We start from the raw sequence: 16,728 nt of genomic DNA, 5'->3' as shown, positions 1-16,728 counted from the left end.
AACTTATAACACTCCTTTTGACGATGGAATTCTATCATCGATTATTGTACAAGCCTCTTTTAAGGTTCTTCCAACAGCTTTAAAAATGGCTTCGCAAACATGATGGTCATTCTCACCAGCCAGTTTCTTTATATGAACTGTGGTTTTAGAAGACCAAACAAAAGCCTTGAAAAATTCTACAACCATCTGAGAAGTCATATTTCCAAGATATGGTAGTTTAAAGTCTACATCAAACGCTAAATAAGGCCTTCCTGAGATATCCACTGCCACCATTACAAGTGCCTCATCCATAGGTAAAATAACATGCGCATATCTTTTTATACCTCTTTTATCTGACAAAGCTTTTAAAAAAGCCTGACCCAAAACTATTCCAACATCTTCTATGGTGTGATGGTCGTCAATATATATATCTCCCTTCGCTTCAAGCTGAATGTCAAATTTTCCGTGATGAGAAAATAGTTGAAGCATGTGGTCAAAAAAACCAACGCCCGTTGAGATTTTGTAATCACCATTCCCATCAATATTGAGAATTAGCTTAATATCTGTCTCTTTTGTCTTTCTCTGAACTTCAGCAACTCTTTGCCCCATCTTTTGCGTTCTCCTTTTTAAATCGAATGAGATTTTCTATTATTATATCATTATCTTGAGGCTTGCCCAATGTAATTCTTAAAAGTTTTTTGTCCCCCACCTCAAACTTTTTTACAAGAATTTTGTTCGCAACAAGGTATTCAAATATTCTGTCGGCATACTCATCTACAACTGTCACAAAGTTTGCTTCAGACTGAATAACATAGTAGTATTCTTTGAGTTTTTGTATCATCTTATCCCTTTCATTTTTTATGATCCTGATGTTATTTTTTAGTTTTTCGAAATTTTCAAGAACCTTGATAGCGATGTGCTGTGTCAAAATGTTTATATTATAAGGCGGTTTTACCTTGTGAAGGTTTTTTATAACATTTTCATTTGCAATGCCATAGCCACATCTTATACCCGCAAAACCTATTTTAGAAAATGTTTTAAGAATTATTGTGTTATTGTATCTTCTTGCAAACTCTATATAGTCAATATCGCTGTATTCACCGTAGGCATTGTCAATTACCACAAGCTTTGAAGGAAATGCTTCTACAAGAGCCTTTAAATTTTCAGCGCTCCATGCAATCCCAGTTGGATTATTTGGAGTATCAATAAATATTACCTTTATTTTTTCATTTGTCTTTATTCTGTCAATAATCTTTTCAACATCAATTCCCCATTGGGAAGTAATATCAAAAAAACAAAACCCTACGTCAAAAAGTTCAGCAGTTATTCTATACATCGTAAACGAAGGATATAGAAAAAATACCTGGTCATCCTGCTCACAGCATGCTTGAACAATAAGCTGAATTATCTGGTCTGAACCATTTCCTACAATAAAATTTTCACTTTTTAAATTGTAAAATTTCGCTAAAGCTTCTTTAAGTGGTTGAGAATTGATTTCGGGATAAAAACACAAATTAGGTATGCTATTTTTTAAAGTATCCAAAATTATATCCTTTAACTCTTCAGGAAGTTCAAGAAGATTTTCGTTGGCATCTGCTTTAACCAAACATTCTATTTGGGGCGTTATATAGTTTGAAAAATTTTCTAATCTTTTTCTAAACATCTTCTAACCTCACCTTCAACGAATTTGCATGAAAGAGGAAACCTTCTTTTCGCGCTATGTTTATTGCATGTTGAGCATCTAACAAAAATTGTTCTTTTGAATATTTTATCAAACTCATTCTCTTAACAAAATCATAAACCCCGAGAGGAGAAAAGAAACTTGCTGTGCCAGATGTTGGCAGTACATGATTTGGTCCTGCGATATAATCGCCAATAGGCTCAGGGGAATATTCACCTATAAAAACTGCACCAGCGCTTCTGATCTTAAACAAAATTTTTTCTGCATCATTGCAACAAATCTCTAAGTGCTCAGGTGCAATTATATTCGCAATCTCGGCAGCTTCAAAAAGACTATCAACAACTATTATCACACCGTTTTTTTCGATAGATTCTAAAGCAACAGAGTTTTCAAATATTGCAAGCATTTTCTCAACATTCTCAGAAACCTCTTGAGCCACCTGTAAAGATGTTGTAACTAAAATACACCTTGCCATGGGGTCGTGTTCTGCCTGGGATAGCAAGTCGGCAGCAATATATTTCGGATTCGCAGAACCATCTGCAATAACCATAACTTCACTTGGTCCTGCTACTGAGTCAATATCCACATATCCAAACAACAATTTTTTAGCAGTTGCTACATAGATATTTCCTGGCCCCACAATCTTATCTACCTTGGGTATAATCTGTGTTCCAAATGCAAGTGCTGCAACTGCTTGAGCTCCTCCCACTTTATAAATCTTATCAACACCACAAATTTTTGCTGCTGCCAAAGTGTATTTGCTGATACTCTTGTGCTTGTCAGGTGGAGTTACCATTATTATTTTCTCAACGCCAGCAACTTTTGCAGGAATTGAATTCATTAAAACTGTTGAAGGATAAGCTCCTTTTCCTCCTGGAACATAAATCCCTACCTTTTCAAGAGGCTTTATAATCTGGCCAAGTAGCGACCCATTTTTTACATAAAACCAGCTTTCTTCTTTTTGTCTCATGTGATACTCATAGATATTCTCATACGCAGCATTCAAAGCATCTATGAAATCTCTATCTTCTTTTTTACATTCGAAATACGCTCTTTCAATCTCTTCTTGAGCCACTTGCAGTTCATCTAAGCAAATATCATCACAATCAAAAAGTCGGGTGTAGTAAAGCACAGCCTCATCTTTTTTATCTTTTACATCAGAGATTATTCTTCGAACCTTCTGTTCAATCTCTTCCTCGTTTTCCCATTTTCTTATTTTAGCCGTCTCTATGTAGTTTTCAATCTGTTGTTTGCTGGACAAGATTCTCACTCTTCAATCATCCTTTCTAAACGATTTATAATATCTTCTATCTGAGTTTTTAATTTTAAACTTGCCCTGTTGGCAATAAGCCGAGCACTGATGTCGTATAGCTTTTCATACACTTCAAGTCCATTTTCTTTCAAAGTCCTACCACTCTCCACAATGTCTACTATCATGTCTGAAAGTCCTAAAATCGGAGCAAGTTCTACTGAACCATTGAGTTTTATTATCTTTACATCCTCACCTCTAACATTTTCAAAATACTCTTTGGCAATGTTAGGAAATTTGGTTGCGATTGTCTTATCAGGCTTTCCCAAAAGAGCTTTGCTCATCCCTTTAGGTCCTGCCAAAGCAACAAAACATTTTCCAATCTTTAAATCCAAAAGTTCGTACACTTTTTTGTTCATTTCAAGCAGAACATCTTTGCCCACAACTCCAATATCTGCAACTCCATATTCCACATAAGTGGGTACGTCAAAAGGTTTTACCATGAGAAAACGTAAAGAATTTTTAACATCTTCCATCACTAACTTTCTACTTTCATCAGATATATCAATGTCTACAAGCGATACTTTCTTCAAAAGTTCAACTGTTTGCTGAGCTAATCTCCCCTTCGGCAGTGCTATGGTAATCATTTTAAATCCTCCAACACATACGTTTTTGCCCCATCTTCATTTACATACATAAATCTTTCGACTTTCATACTTTTGCTAATAAGAAAGGCTTCTTCTATATTTGCTGGTACTGTATGAAAATAAATTTTCTGGTTTTTGTTATCAGAGTTGAGAAGAAGCTTCAACGCCATTTCAAAGTACCCTTCCTTATAAAAAACAAGGTTATCGTATAACTTATCATTCCTTGGGGTATTTTTTAGTTTCCACTCTAAAATTCTGTCTACACCAATTGCAAATCCAATGGCATATAATTTTCTACCAAATATTTCACACAAATTATCGTATCTACCACCATTTAGTACAGGATAGCCAAGTTCTTGTATATAACCAGAAAATATTATACCTGTGTAATAGTTTAGATGTTTTACCATTCCAAAATCAATAGTAATATAATTTTGGTAACCCAGTTTTACCATATTATTATATATCTCGCTCAGTCTCTCTATCGCCAGTTTAGACATTTCATTGTTTGCAAATTTTTTAGCCTCTTTTATCTTATCCTCTCTACCATAAAGTCTTGTGAGGCTTCTGAAAACATCTATCACTTTTTGGGAAATGCCCTTTCGAATCAAAAAGTTTTCAATCCCTATATAGTCCTTCTTGTCAACAAGCTTGCAAAGCACCTCTGCTGAGGTCTCGTCAATCTCACAGTCCTTAGCAATTCCCTTAAAGAAATTTACCTCACCAACATCTATTGTAAAATTAATCACGCCGAGTTCAAGTAAACTCTCTACTGCAAGCACTAATACCTCTAAGTCTATATAAAAACTATCAGATGTATGAAAGTTTTCTATGCCTGCTTGAAAAAATTCCCTTAAATCCCCAGCTTCCTGTTGAAGAAACTGATATGCCTTGCCAAAGTAACACAATTTGAGCGGATAAACATTTGTCTGAAACTTAGTTGCAATCTCTGCAACCTTTGGAGTAAATTCATTTCTCAAGGCAATTACAGTTCCATCGCTGTCCATAAACTTTATAGTGTTGCTGCCATTTAAGTTTTTTGACTTTTCATAATCTTCAAAAGTTGAAGGTTCAACCAATTTGTACCCAAATTTTTTAAATAAAAAGATAGTCTTTTTTCTTATCTCTTCTAAGGTATCAGACACTGGAGGATAGTAATCCACAAACTTTTTGCTCATCTTTTTCTTCCTTTCATTACTTTATCATAATGAAGTGATGAATAGATATCATGTTATATTATATTACAAAAGATCTGAAAAAGCAACAAAAAAGTGGAGCCATTATTTACACACAAGGCCCCACTCGTTTAGAATCTTATAAAAGTTTTTTGCCTTTTATCTGTTTTTCAAGTGCTAAAAATAAAGGTAGACCTAAGAAGTATGTGGCAATTGCCTCTCCCATTCCAATAGACACTACTGTAAAAAGATACCTGATAATTGGACTTAGATTTTTCAACCACTCAATTTTCAAGCTGCCTATAAAATACTGCCATATATAAGCTGATACAACCACAGCATTTACTATAATAGTTGGCAGAGGTAAAAAAGGTTTTTTCTTTAATCTGGTTGTAAGCAGCGCAGCTACCAGTGTTGCAAGAGAACCAAAAATAACATCATATATGCCTGTTATACTTATTACCATACCATATAGGTTTGCTAAAAAACATCCCACAAACAAACCAATGGTGGCTGAAACTGGCATCAGGGCGGGAAGAAGAGTAAGAGCCTCTGATACTCTTATCTGCAGTGGTCCATATGATATAGCTGGCAAAAATGCGGTTAAAACAAAATATAGCGCTGCAATCAGGGCAGCCCTTGCAATAACTTTACTGTCGATCTCAATTTTCTTTTTCACTTTGTTTTCTCTTCCCTGCCTTCCCATTCATGTTTATGCATGCCTGTTATCTTGTACACAACCCATTCGGCTATGTTGGTAGAATGGTCTGCAATTCTCTCTAAGTATTTAATAACCAACAAAAACTGGATACACTGGGAAACTGCTGCCGAATTTTCTTTCATTATTTGCTCAAGCTCATCAATAAGGTTTTGATACATTGTGTCAACCAAATCATCACGCTTGACAACAGATTTTGCAAGTTCTATATCAGAATTTACATACGAGTCTAACGCATCTTTCAACATCGAACGAGTGATTTCAGCCATTTTAGGAATGTCAATTAAAGGTTTTACATAATCCTCTTTTGCAAGCTTGAGTGTTATCTGAGAGATATCCTCTGCATGGTCAGCAATCCTCTCAATATCTGTTGCAATTCTCATTGCAGTTATAATAAGTCTTAAATCACTTGCAAGTGGCTGCTGGGTGGCAATAACAATAGCACATTTTTTCTCTATCTCTTCTGTAAGCTCATCAATCTTATCATCGTTATCTATTATTCTTTGTGCAAGTTCAACATCTTTTGTCTTAAGTGCCAAAATTGCTTTGTCAATAGCCTCTTCTGCCATAGCTCCCATCTTGAGAATATCAAGATGGATTTCTTTGAGCTCATTTTCAAATGTCGGTCTTGTCATATCAAAAATTCACCTCTCAACATATAATTATCCGAACCTGCCGGTAATATAGTCCTCTGTTCTTTTGTCCCGTGGAGTATTAAATATAGTGATTGTCTTGTCAAACTCTACAAGCTCTCCATTTAAGAAAAATCCTGTGAAATCAGAAATTCGAGCAGCCTGTTGCATATTATGAGTGACTATTATTATTGTGTAGTTTTTCTTGAGCTGTTCTAAAAGCTCCTCTATTTTTAATGTTGAAATAGGATCAAGGGCAGATGTTGGCTCATCAAGCAAAATTACCTCAGGCTCGACTGCCAAAACCCTTGCTATGCAGAGTCTTTGCTGCTGTCCTCCAGAGAGCGAAAATGCACTTTTTTTCAGCCTATCCTTTACTTCATCCCACAGATAGGCTTTTTTAAGACTGCTTTCTACAATCTGATCAAGTACTTCTTTCTTTTTAATACCATGAATTCTTGGCCCATACGCTACATTGTCATATATACTCATTGGGAATGGATTTGGTTTTTGAAATACCATTCCAATTTTTTTCTGAGCGTGATAACATCAATCTCTTTGTAGATGTCTTTGCCTTCAAAATATACATTTCCTTCTATTTTAACGTTTTCAATAAGGTCATTCATTCTATTTAAGGTCCTCAAGAAAGTAGATTTTCCACAGCCAGATGGTCCTATCAATGCAGTTATAGCTTTTTCGTTTATCTTTATGTTTATATTTTTCAGAGCATGGTTTTCACCATAATGTAGATTTAAATCCTTTGTTTCTATTATTACCATCTTGAAGCAACCTCTCCCTACTTTTTAATAGCTACAACTTATATATTTTATAATTCCAACATTAAATTCTTGTTTAATGTATGTTAAAACTGTGTTAAATATTATATAATATTCTTTGTGTAATGTAAAACTTTTTATGAGGTTCGCAGGATTGATAAACAAAAATCACTTTTATTAAAATGGTCTTTGTGACAAAAATTCTACAAAGAAGGGGTTGTGAAATATGTGGAGTATAATTCCAAAAGAAAATCAGTTTTTCGTTTTATTAGAAAATGCCGTTGAAAATGCTTATCAATCAGCAGTAATGTTAAATCAACTCCTCAATAACCTCTCAAATATGCAAGAGCTAATCTCAAAGCTTGAAAAAGCTGAAAACAAAGGGGATGATATTACCCACCAAGTGATTGAACTTCTCAACAAAACTTTTATTACACCTCTTGACAGAGAAGATTTGTTTGCAATAATCAAAGAGATTGACAACATTGTCGATTCGCTCGAAACAGTTGCCCATAGGTTTGAAATCTATAATGTAGACACCGTCAAGCCCGAGGCAAAGATCTTATCGGAGATGATCATAAACTGCACAAAAGAATTAAAAGGAGTTGTGGAAAATTTAAAGGATTTAAAAAATACCAAACTCATAAAAGAAAAAATAATAGAAGTAAATAGAATTGAAGATGAAGGTGACATTGTGTACAGAAACGCAATCAAAAAACTTTTTGCCGAAAATAGAGACAAGCCCATTGAAGTAATCATTTGGAAAGAAATTTTTGGCTTTTTGGAAGACACGCTTGATGCGTGCGAAGATGTAGCAAATGTAATAGAAGGGGTTGTGACAAAAAATGCATAACATACCGCTTAATTTACTTTTAATAATCATTTTAGCGCTGACTTTTGACTTTATAAACGGCTTTCATGACACAGCAAATGCTATTGCAACATCAGTTTCAACAAGAGTGTTAACCCCGCGCACTGCCATATTTATGTCAGCAGTATTTAACTTTTTTGGAGCGATGATAAACACAGAGGTTGCAAAGACAATTGGCCATGGAATAGTTGATCCGAGATTTGTTACACAAAACCTTGTGCTTGCGGCTGTAATTGCAGCAATTGTATGGGACTTGATTACATGGTGGTGGGGAATACCTTCCTCTTCGTCACATGCAATAATTGGTGGTCTTGTGGGTGCTGCAATTGCCGCAACAAAATCACTTGCCGATATAAATTGGATAGGGTTTGTCAAAAAGATTGTTCTTCCTTTGATTGTCTCTCCTATCTTAGGTTTTGTATTTGGATATCTATTTATGATGATTCTTTACATATTGTTTGCCAAAGTACATCCAACAATTGTGAATAGATACTTCTCAAAGCTCCAAATACTCTCTGCAATGTGGATGGCATATAGTCATGGTTCAAACGACGCTCAAAAATCCATGGGAATAATAACCATGGCGCTGGTAGGCAGTGGAATCTTAAATGAGTTTGTTGTACCTGACTGGGTTAAATTTGCCTGTGCTCTTGCCATGGCTTTGGGTACATCAGTAGGTGGCTGGCGAATAATTAAAACAATGGGAATAAAGATAATAAAACTTGCACCAATAAACGGCTTTGCAGCAGAAACTGGTGCAGCACTAACAATCCAGTTTGCAACTCATATTGGTGCACCAGTTTCCACCACTCATGTCATCTCGTCCTCTATTATGGGGGTAGGTGCATGTAAAAAGTTTTCAGCTGTTAGATGGGGAGTTGCAAGAAATATTGTTATTGCATGGGTTTTGACAATCCCAATGTGTGCTATTTTGGGAGCTATCATTTCTATCTTAATCAATTGGATAGCATAGCTATAAAAAAGGCTGGCCTACGAATGTGGGTCAGCCTTTTTTACAATTGGAATTGTTACCGTAAACTCACTGCCTATACCTTCCTGGCTTTCAACCCAAACTTTTCCTCCATAAAGCTTTACTATGTGCTTTACAATAGAAAGACCTAAACCTGTGCCTCCAAGCTTTCTTGACCTTCCCTTATCCACTCTGTAAAATCTTTCAAATATTCTCTCAATCTCTTTTTTAGGAATTCCAATTCCTGTATCCGTAACTTTTATAACTACTATGCTATTTGATTTCTCCACTGTTACCCATACTTTCCCATTTTCTTTGTTATAAACAATTGCATTGTCTATTAGATTTATAAAAATCTGCTTTAGCCAATCGCGATATATGTTCATCTCAAGACCCTCTTGGACCTTTACATCAAGTTGAATATTCTTCTTCTCAGCTTTAATCTTTAAAAGTTCAATGATCTCAAGCACAACTTCTTTAACCACCACTTTTTCTTCTAAAATGGGCATTGCCGCATTCTCTATTTCCGAAAGATAGAGAAGGTCATTTATGAGTCTCACAAGCCTTTCTACCTCAACCTCAATAATGTTGAGAAACTTAATGGCAACATCTTTATCATCAATTGCACCATCTTTAAGTGTTTCTACAAAACCCTTTATTGAAGTAAGTGGTGTTTTGAGTTCATGCGACACATTTGCCACAAAGTCAGACCGAATTCTTTCTAACTTTTTTAAAAAGGTAATATCACTTAGTATAAAAAGTACCCCTTCTTTATTGTCTTCATATGAAATTTTCTTCTTGTTTACTTTTAAAAATTTTGTTTTATTATTGATGCTAACTTCCAGCTCTTTTTCATTTATATCCTGTTGGAAAAGAAACTCGAAAAGTTCATATACTCGGACGCACTCAAGCAAACTAAATCCAACTTTGAGGTTAGTTTCAAGAATGTTTTCTGCTCCCCTGTTGAACATGAGTATTCTTTTATTCACATCAAAAAAGATTATACCAATGTCTAATGAGTCTAAAAGAGAAGTGAGTCTTTTTCTCAATATATTAGATTCGCTGATCTTTTCCTCTAAAAGCTGATACATCTTTGAAAAGCTGAGACTAAGCCATTTGAAATCTTTTGTGCTTCTCACATCATGTATGCTGAACTTTTCAAGTCCTTCTGAAATAAGAGAAATCAACCCTTTTAATGGTTGATACAAAACAGATGAGATTCCTATTGCTAATGCTATGCCTAAAAATATACATATAATTGCAAATTTTAGAGTATTTAGTAAAACCTTTTTCAAGATTGTATCAACCTTGTCAAGAGGGACTGAAGCTCTTATAAATATTGATGTATCGTAAATTTTAACCTTTTTTGCTGCATACAAAAAGTAATGTCCCAGTGTCTTGCTTTTTCTTATTGAAAACTCTACTTTTCCAAAAACTTTGTTAGCATTTGCAATCTCCGGTCTTCTTAAGTGGTTTTCCATTTTCTTTGCATCTGCTTCAGAGTCGTAAATCACAACCCCATTGCTACTAACAATAGTTACTCTAAAATCGCCTTTGTTGTAGATATCTTTTAGTTTATCAACACCAAAAGAACAAATGTATTTTTTCACTTCATTTATTTTAGCAACAAGCCATTTTTTGTTTTCATCTATATATATGTTTTTATAAGTCTCATATGAAAGAATTCCTTGAAGAAGTGTAATAACTACCACAACTAATATAGTATAACCAAAAAGCTTTGACCTCATGCTTTACTCAGACCTTTCATTAAACCTGTATCCTACGCCCCTGACGGTTTCTATGTAACGCGGATTTTTCTCATCGTCCTCAAGTTTTCTCCTCAAAAACCTTATGTGTACATCAACCGTTCGTGTATCTCCATCAAACTCGTATCCCCATACCCTTTGCAAAATAAAGTCTCTGTCCAACACCCTGCCTTTATTTTCGATAAGAAGCTTCAAAAGCTCAAACTCTTTGAACGAAAGAGATACATCCTGATTATTTTTCTTGACAGTTCTTTTTGAAAAGTCTACTTCTACATCTCCAAACTTGACCTTATCTTCAACCTCAGGCTTTAAACTCTCAACTCTTCTCAAAAGTGCCTTTACTCTTACAACCAGCTCTTTTACACTAAAAGGCTTTGTTATATAGTCATCTGCGCCAAGCTCAAGCCCAAGTATCTTATCAATTTCCTCAGATTTTGCAGACAGCAAAATCACTGGTAGATTTTTTGTATCTTTATTGAATCGAATCTCTTTTAAAACTTCATATCCATCCTTGTCACTCATCATAATATCGAGTATGACAAGGTCAACTTTGTTATGCTTCAAAATCTCCAGTGCCTGTAGTCCACTGTCCGCTTCAAACGTATTATATCCTTCTTTCCTAAGATTAAATTTGAGAAGTTCAAGAATATGCTGCTCATCATCAACTATTAAAATGCTTTTCATCTTACTTTCTCACCATCCTCAAGATTGCAACCATACTTCCCAATTTCTCTGGTTTGTTGTGGTCTCTTCTGTACGAAAAGAATATATCTGCATCTTCGTACGTGCACATATCACAAGATATTATCTGACAGCTCTCAATACCATTCTTCTTCAAGTCAAGCAATATTGCTTTTTTCAAATCGACAAAAAGACTCTTTTTAGACTCCAAACAAACCTCATCTCCAAACTCTCTCAAAAACATCTCGTAAACATCTTTACCCACCTCAAAATGTCTTTTACATATCCCTGGACCAATCGCCACAAGTAAATCTTCAGCTGAAGATAAAAATTTCTTCTTTAGAATCTGGAGGGCATTTTCGGTTATATGCTGCAAAGTCCCTCTCCAACCAGAATGAACCAGAGAAATTACCCTTTTCTCTGTATCAACAATATAAACAGGAAAACAATCAGCATGCATTGTTATAAGTGCAATTCCAGGGATATTTGTTACAAGTCCGTCTGCCTCTGCTTCTTGATTATATTCAAAAAAGTCAAACCCTCTTTCTGCAATTATTATATCATTTTTATGCACCTGTTTTGCATAGAAAATATTTCTATGGTCTATTTGTAAAGCCTCAAAAAGAATGCGAAAGTTTTTGTCTACCTCCTCTTTTCGTTCTGCCCATTTATAGCTCAGATTGAAACTATCATGTCCACAACCCTTTCGTGTTGTAAAAAAACCGTCTATACCATAATCTTCAAATTCACTTATTCTAAATATCTCTATCCCATTTATATTCTCTTTTACAAATCCCATCTTTCCCCTCCAGTCAAAAATTTAAAAAAACAGCAACCCTTCTTTCAGAGTTGCTTTAACTTTTCTTAGGCACCTTTTCCCAGTCTTTTAAGAATCTCTCTATCCCAACATCAGTCAGAGCATGTTTTGTCATCTGCTCTAAAACCTTAAATGGTACTGTTGCTATATGAGCACCTGCTTTTGCAGCTTCAATGACATGTATAGGATGTCTTATACTTGCTGCAATTATCTCTGTTTTAATATCAGGATAATTCTTGAATATTTGTACAATCTCCTTTATAAGCTCTATGCCATTTTGCCCAATATCGTCAAGTCTTCCCACAAATGGTGATACATAAGTTGCCCCGGCTTTTGCAGCTAAAAGTGCCTGAGCTGCTGAGAAGATAAGGGTTACATTTGTCTCAATGCCTTCCTTTGAAAGAACAGACACAGCCTTGAGCCCTTCTGCAGTCATTGGAATTTTAATAACTATATTTTTATGAATCTTTGCTAAATCTCTTGCTTCCTCAATCATACCTTCTGCTTTAAGAGAAATTACCTCTGCAGAGATTGGACCGTCCACAATAGAACAAATTTCATTGACCACTTCCTTAAAGTCTCTGCCCTCTTTCGCAATCAAAGAAGGATTTGTAGTGACGCCACAAATTATCCCCCAAGAATGAGCTTCTCTTATCTCATTCACATTTGCAGTATCAATAAAAAGTTTCATTTCTGACAACACCTCTTTCCTCTAATTTTCTTCGTATTATATTTTATACTAATTGGTGTATAATTACAACACACTTAACATGCTTTTTAGAAAACCTCTTGCTGCCCCCACAAGATATAAAGAACCACAAATTATAACTGCACCGTCTTCATCACACAAACCCAACGCATATTTAATTGCATCTCTGAAATCTGGTATAAACTCAACTCCAAACTTATTCGAAATCTCAAGAGCTTCTTTTTCAGAAAAAGCTCTCTTTTGAGAAGGAACAAGAGTAAATATAACCCTTTGGACCACACTTTTTATCAACGAAATCATCTTTTCATACTCTTTGTCCTTTAAAATTCCTACAACAGCCACAATTTTCTTACCATTCAAGTATATTTTGCAGTTTTCTACAAGCACCTTCATCCCATCAATATTGTGCGCACCATCTAATACAACCAAAGGTGTATCTATCAAAACCTCAAACCGACCGTTCCATCGAGCATTCAAAAGTCCCCTTACTAACGCTTCGATTTTTATATCGTACTTTTCTTTCAAACATTCATACGCATAGACACAGTTGAGAGCATTTTCTATCTGATGTGTGCCAAGTAGCTTAATTTCAAGGTTTTTATAAATTCCTTTTGGAGTTACACAATCAAAAACAATCCCGTCCAGAGTATTTTTCAACACATAATAATTTCTTTCTACCTCGATTAGCTGAGCATTTTGCTCCTTACACACTTTTGAAATGACCTCTTTTACCTCTTTATATCGCTGAAGTGCCAGTATTACTTTGCTATTTTGCTTTATTATTCCTGCCTTCTCGAAGGCAATCTTTTCAATCGTGGAACCTAAAATGTCCATATGGTCAAAACCAATGGATGTAATTATGCAAAGTTCAGGGTTTTCTACTACATTAGTTGCATCAAATCTTCCACCAAGCCCAACCTCAAGCACAACAAAGTCTACATTTTTTCTTTTAAAAAACTCAAAGCCAATAGCAGTTACAACCTCAAACTCTGTGGGATGTGAGAAACCTTGCCTTAACATCTCTTCAATTTTTTCTTTTACAAACTCTGTAATACTGGCAAGTTCTTGATTGTCTATTGGTTGATTATTCAGTTTTATCCTCTCATTAAAAGATTCAAGAAAGGGTGAGGTATAAAGCCCCACCCCAAACCCTGCCTCAATTAACATTTGATTTATAAAAGCACACGTGGAACCTTTCCCATTTGTGCCCGCAATGTGAATAACCTTTAACCCTTTTTGGGGATTTCCCATAAACTCAAGAAGTTTTGTTATATTCTGAAGACCAAGTTTTGTACCAAATTTATAGGTTGAATGAATAAAATCTAAAGCCTGTTCATAGGTCATGGGCATCTTTAACATCACCTGAGACTTTCTAATCTTTCTATTTGCTGCTCAACTGAAAGTAGCATTTGCTTGTACCTTTCGTACTTTTCCTTTTCTTCATTTACAACCTTTTCAGGTGCTTTTTGTAAAAAGTTTTGATTGCTCAACAGTTTTTCAGACCTCTCAATCTCTTTTAAAAGTCTTTCCTTTTCGTCAAGCAGCCTTTTAAGCTCTGCTTGAACATCAACTATTTCTTTCAATTTCACATACGCAACTCCCCATGACAGTACCAAAGCTACGCTATCTTCTGGAACCTCATTTGAGATTATCACCTGGTCAAAATTTGCAAGTCTTTTGACGTATATCTCCCATAAGCTCAATTGATTTGCCATTGAAAGCTCATCAGTCTTTATATATACTTTAGGCTTGATATCAGGCTTGATATTCCTCTCTAACCTCAAATTTCTCAGACTTCTTATGAGTTCTATAAGCTTTTCAACCATTTGAATGTCTTCAGTAAATTGATATCCTCTTGGCTTAGGCCAGGTTGCTATCACAAGACTCTCTTCAACGTGCGGAAGGTTCAAATAAATTTCTTCTGTTACAAATGGCATAAACGGATGCAAAAGCTTTAATACATCTGTTAGAACTGTCAAAAGTACATACTGTACCTCTTTGTTGTTACTTGCTTCCTTGTTATAAAGTGTAGGTTTTGACATCTCAATATACCAGTCACAGAATTCGTCCCATATAAAATCATAAAGTTTTTGAGCAGCAATTCCAATCTCGAACTTTTCAAGGTTTTCTGTAACTTCTCTAACGAGCGTGTCAAGTCGAGATAAAATCCATCTTTCGGTAAATGTAAACTTGCTTGCATCAGGTTTAAAACTTGTGTCAATGTCAAGGTTCATGAGCACAAACCTTGCAGCATTCCAAATCTTGTTTGCAAAGTTTCTATTAGCTTCAACCTTTTCCATATGAAATCTTGTATCATTGCCAGGTGATATACCAGTGACAAGGGTAAATCTAAGCGCATCAGCACCATACTTTTCTATTACCTCAAGCGGGTCTATCCCGTTGCCCAAGGATTTGCTCATCTTTCTCCCCTGAGCATCTCTTACAATACCGTGTATCAAAACATACTTAAAAGGTTCTTTACCCATATGCTCTAAACCAGAAAAAATCATCCTTGCAACCCAGAAGAAAATGATATCATATGCAGTTACTAAAACATCTGTTGGGTAGAAATACTTCAGATCTTCTGTTTCCTCAGGCCAGCCAAGTGTAGAAAATGGCCACAGAGCAGACGAAAACCAGGTGTCAAGCGTATCTTCATCCTGGTACACGTTGGAAGAACCGCACTTTGAACATACCTTTACTTCTTCTCTGCTCACCATCATATTTTCACAGTCACGGCAGTAATAAGCAGGAATTCTGTGCCCCCACCACAGCTGTCTTGAAATACACCAGTCTTTTATATTCTCCATCCAGTTAAAGTATATCTTTTCAAATCTTTCAGGTATAAATTTAATCTTTCCTTCCTTCACAACTCTTATTGCAGGCTCTGCTAAAGGTTTCATCTTGACAAACCACTGTTTTGAGACAAGCGGCTCTATTACAGTTGAACATCTATAACAGTGTCCCACATTGTGTGTATAGTCCACTTCTTTCACAAGAAAACCAAGCTCTTTTAAGTCTTTTACAATATTCTTTCTTGCCTCATATCTTTCTTTCCCTGCATATTTTCCTGCATTTTCGTTCATATACCCTTTTGTGTCTATCACCTGGACCATTGGAAGGTTGTGTCTCTGCCCAATCTCAAAGTCGTTCGGGTCATGGGCAGGAGTTATCTTTACAACACCTGTTCCAAATTCCATATCAACATAATCGTCTGCAATTACTGGTATTTCTCTGTTTACCAGTGGAAGCACAACTGTCTTCCCAATCAAATGCTTGTATCTTTGGTCATTTGGGTTTACTGCAACAGCAGTATCACCAAGCATTGTTTCAGGTCTTGTTGTAGCAACAACTATGTGATATGAATTATCCTTTGCTGGATACTTTATATAATAGAGCTTTCCTTTTTTCTCTTCATACTCAACTTCAGCATCAGAAATGGTGGTATGACAAGTTGGACACCAGTTTATCATCCTCTCGCCTTTATATATGAGTCCTTTTTCATAAAGTCTCACAAAAACCTCTTTTACAGCATTTGAAAGTCCTTCGTCCATTGTGAACCTTTCTCTGTCCCAGTCGCAAGATGCACCAAGTTTTTTGAGCTGCTCAATAATCCTGCCACCATATACTCTTTTCCACTCCCAGGCACGCTCTAAAAACTTTTCTCGCCCTATCATCTCCTTTGTCAAGCCTTCTTCTTTCATCTTTTCAACAATCTTTGCCTCTGTTGCAATGCTTGCATGGTCAGTACCAGGGAGCCAAAGAGTACAGTATCCTTGCATTCTTTTAAACCTAATAAGAATATCTTGGATGGTATTGTTCAGTGCATGCCCCATATGTAGCTGCCCAGTTATATTTGGAGGCGGAATAACAATTGTAAAAGGTTTTTTTGAATAATCAATCTTTGCATGGAAATACTTTTTATCAAGCCACATTTTGTAGAGCCTGTCTTCTACCTCTTTAGGGTTATATACTTTTTGCACTTTCACATCCCCCTTAAAATGTTTTTACTTCATTTTTTATATTATTTCAATTTTAATTTTGTTTCAAACTTTGT

Annotated in this window: 15 protein-coding genes and 1 pseudogene; 2 read left to right on the top strand and 14 right to left on the bottom strand. The window is 35.6% G+C overall.

What is annotated here, in order from left to right; all coding sequences use genetic code 11:
- Nucleotides 1-3: 3 nt before the first annotated feature.
- From hisB to pstB, 8 genes and pseudogenes are all read right to left on the bottom strand, one after another.
- Nucleotides 4-588 (bottom strand): imidazoleglycerol-phosphate dehydratase HisB, encoded by a 585-nt coding sequence (gene hisB, locus CALHY_RS06410; RefSeq protein ID WP_013403156.1) that lies wholly within the window; start codon nt 586-588, stop codon nt 4-6.
- Nucleotides 569-1,642, bottom strand: coding sequence for a histidinol-phosphate transaminase (gene hisC / locus CALHY_RS06405; RefSeq protein ID WP_013403155.1), 1,074 nt, complete (start codon nt 1,640-1,642; stop codon nt 569-571). Before hisC ends, hisB begins: the two co-directional genes overlap by 20 nt.
- Nucleotides 1,635-2,930 carry a histidinol dehydrogenase gene (gene hisD / locus CALHY_RS06400; RefSeq protein ID WP_013403154.1) on the bottom strand — a complete coding sequence of 432 codons (1,296 nt, stop codon included), beginning with the start codon at nt 2,928-2,930 and terminating at the stop codon, nt 1,635-1,637. Before hisD ends, hisC begins: the two co-directional genes overlap by 8 nt.
- Nucleotides 2,927-3,556, bottom strand: a complete 630-nt coding sequence (hisG, locus tag CALHY_RS06395) for an ATP phosphoribosyltransferase (RefSeq protein WP_013403153.1) — start codon at nt 3,554-3,556, stop codon at nt 2,927-2,929. Before hisG ends, hisD begins: the two co-directional genes overlap by 4 nt.
- Entirely contained in the window at nt 3,553-4,734 is a 1,182-nt protein-coding gene (locus CALHY_RS06390) for an ATP phosphoribosyltransferase regulatory subunit (protein ID WP_013403152.1), read from the bottom strand. The genes hisG and CALHY_RS06390 overlap by 4 nt, the downstream gene beginning before the upstream one ends.
- Before the next feature lie 136 nt (nt 4,735-4,870).
- A complete protein-coding gene (locus tag CALHY_RS06385) occupies nt 4,871-5,437 on the bottom strand; it encodes a QueT transporter family protein (protein WP_013403151.1) in 567 nt (188 codons plus the stop codon).
- Nucleotides 5,407-6,084: a phosphate signaling complex protein PhoU gene (gene phoU / locus CALHY_RS06380; RefSeq protein ID WP_013403150.1), complete on the bottom strand. Its 678-nt coding sequence runs from the start codon at nt 6,082-6,084 to the stop codon at nt 5,407-5,409. The genes CALHY_RS06385 and phoU overlap by 31 nt, the downstream gene beginning before the upstream one ends.
- A gap of 27 nt (nt 6,085-6,111) precedes the next feature.
- A pseudogene (pstB, locus tag CALHY_RS06375) lies at nt 6,112-6,860 on the bottom strand (phosphate ABC transporter ATP-binding protein PstB).
- Between the two features lie 223 nt (nt 6,861-7,083).
- Here pstB and CALHY_RS06370 point away from each other — a divergent pair.
- The gene (locus CALHY_RS06370) at nt 7,084-7,710 is read left to right on the top strand and encodes a DUF47 domain-containing protein (RefSeq protein ID WP_013403149.1); all 627 of its coding nucleotides are present in this window, start codon (nt 7,084-7,086) and stop codon (nt 7,708-7,710) included.
- Nucleotides 7,703-8,701 carry an inorganic phosphate transporter gene (locus CALHY_RS06365; protein WP_013403148.1) on the top strand — a complete coding sequence of 333 codons (999 nt, stop codon included), beginning with the start codon at nt 7,703-7,705 and terminating at the stop codon, nt 8,699-8,701. The genes CALHY_RS06370 and CALHY_RS06365 overlap by 8 nt, the downstream gene beginning before the upstream one ends.
- A 17-nt stretch (nt 8,702-8,718) precedes the next feature.
- Here CALHY_RS06365 and CALHY_RS06360 read toward each other — a convergent pair whose 3' ends face one another.
- The 6 genes from CALHY_RS06360 to CALHY_RS06335 form a co-directional block, all read right to left on the bottom strand.
- Nucleotides 8,719-10,446: a sensor histidine kinase gene (locus tag CALHY_RS06360; RefSeq protein WP_013403147.1), complete on the bottom strand. Its 1,728-nt coding sequence runs from the start codon at nt 10,444-10,446 to the stop codon at nt 8,719-8,721.
- A 3-nt stretch (nt 10,447-10,449) separates the two neighbouring features.
- Entirely contained in the window at nt 10,450-11,148 is a 699-nt protein-coding gene (locus CALHY_RS06355; protein ID WP_013403146.1) for a response regulator transcription factor, read from the bottom strand.
- Nucleotide 11,149: 1 nt separating this feature from the next.
- Nucleotides 11,150-11,944: a peptidoglycan editing factor PgeF gene (gene pgeF / locus CALHY_RS06350; RefSeq protein ID WP_013403145.1), complete on the bottom strand. Its 795-nt coding sequence runs from the start codon at nt 11,942-11,944 to the stop codon at nt 11,150-11,152.
- A 55-nt stretch (nt 11,945-11,999) separates the two neighbouring features.
- Complete coding sequence (fsa, locus tag CALHY_RS06345) at nt 12,000-12,653, bottom strand: fructose-6-phosphate aldolase (RefSeq protein WP_013403144.1); 654 nt, start codon at nt 12,651-12,653, stop codon at nt 12,000-12,002.
- Nucleotides 12,654-12,716: 63 nt separating this feature from the next.
- Complete coding sequence (locus tag CALHY_RS06340) at nt 12,717-14,030, bottom strand: bifunctional folylpolyglutamate synthase/dihydrofolate synthase (RefSeq protein ID WP_013403143.1); 1,314 nt, start codon at nt 14,028-14,030, stop codon at nt 12,717-12,719.
- Nucleotides 14,030-16,654 (bottom strand): valine--tRNA ligase, encoded by a 2,625-nt coding sequence (locus CALHY_RS06335; RefSeq protein WP_013403142.1) that lies wholly within the window; start codon nt 16,652-16,654, stop codon nt 14,030-14,032. The genes CALHY_RS06340 and CALHY_RS06335 overlap by 1 nt, the downstream gene beginning before the upstream one ends.
- Between the last annotated feature and the right edge of the window lie 74 nt (nt 16,655-16,728).

Origin of the sequence: Caldicellulosiruptor hydrothermalis 108 (genome assembly GCF_000166355.1) — a bacterium.
GTDB lineage: Bacteria > Bacillota > Thermoanaerobacteria > Caldicellulosiruptorales > Caldicellulosiruptoraceae > Caldicellulosiruptor > Caldicellulosiruptor hydrothermalis.
This window is presented reverse-complemented; position numbering and strand designations above follow the sequence as displayed.

Coding starts and splice junctions, on each gene's coding strand:
- CALHY_RS06390 (WP_013403152.1), bottom strand. CDS start 4,734: ATGAGCAAAAAGTTTGTGGATTACTATCCTCCAGTGTCTGATACCTTA.
- hisG (WP_013403153.1), bottom strand. CDS start 3,556: ATGATTACCATAGCACTGCCGAAGGGGAGATTAGCTCAGCAAACAGTT.
- CALHY_RS06370 (WP_013403149.1), top strand. CDS start 7,084: ATGTGGAGTATAATTCCAAAAGAAAATCAGTTTTTCGTTTTATTAGAA.
- CALHY_RS06340 (WP_013403143.1), bottom strand. CDS start 14,030: ATGTTAAAGATGCCCATGACCTATGAACAGGCTTTAGATTTTATTCAT.
- pgeF (WP_013403145.1), bottom strand. CDS start 11,944: ATGGGATTTGTAAAAGAGAATATAAATGGGATAGAGATATTTAGAATA.
- CALHY_RS06365 (WP_013403148.1), top strand. CDS start 7,703: ATGCATAACATACCGCTTAATTTACTTTTAATAATCATTTTAGCGCTG.
- hisC (WP_013403155.1), bottom strand. CDS start 1,642: ATGTTTAGAAAAAGATTAGAAAATTTTTCAAACTATATAACGCCCCAA.
- fsa (WP_013403144.1), bottom strand. CDS start 12,653: ATGAAACTTTTTATTGATACTGCAAATGTGAATGAGATAAGAGAAGCT.
- phoU (WP_013403150.1), bottom strand. CDS start 6,084: ATGACAAGACCGACATTTGAAAATGAGCTCAAAGAAATCCATCTTGAT.
- hisB (WP_013403156.1), bottom strand. CDS start 588: ATGGGGCAAAGAGTTGCTGAAGTTCAGAGAAAGACAAAAGAGACAGAT.
- CALHY_RS06355 (WP_013403146.1), bottom strand. CDS start 11,148: ATGAAAAGCATTTTAATAGTTGATGATGAGCAGCATATTCTTGAACTT.
- CALHY_RS06385 (WP_013403151.1), bottom strand. CDS start 5,437: ATGGGAAGGCAGGGAAGAGAAAACAAAGTGAAAAAGAAAATTGAGATC.
- CALHY_RS06360 (WP_013403147.1), bottom strand. CDS start 10,446: ATGAGGTCAAAGCTTTTTGGTTATACTATATTAGTTGTGGTAGTTATT.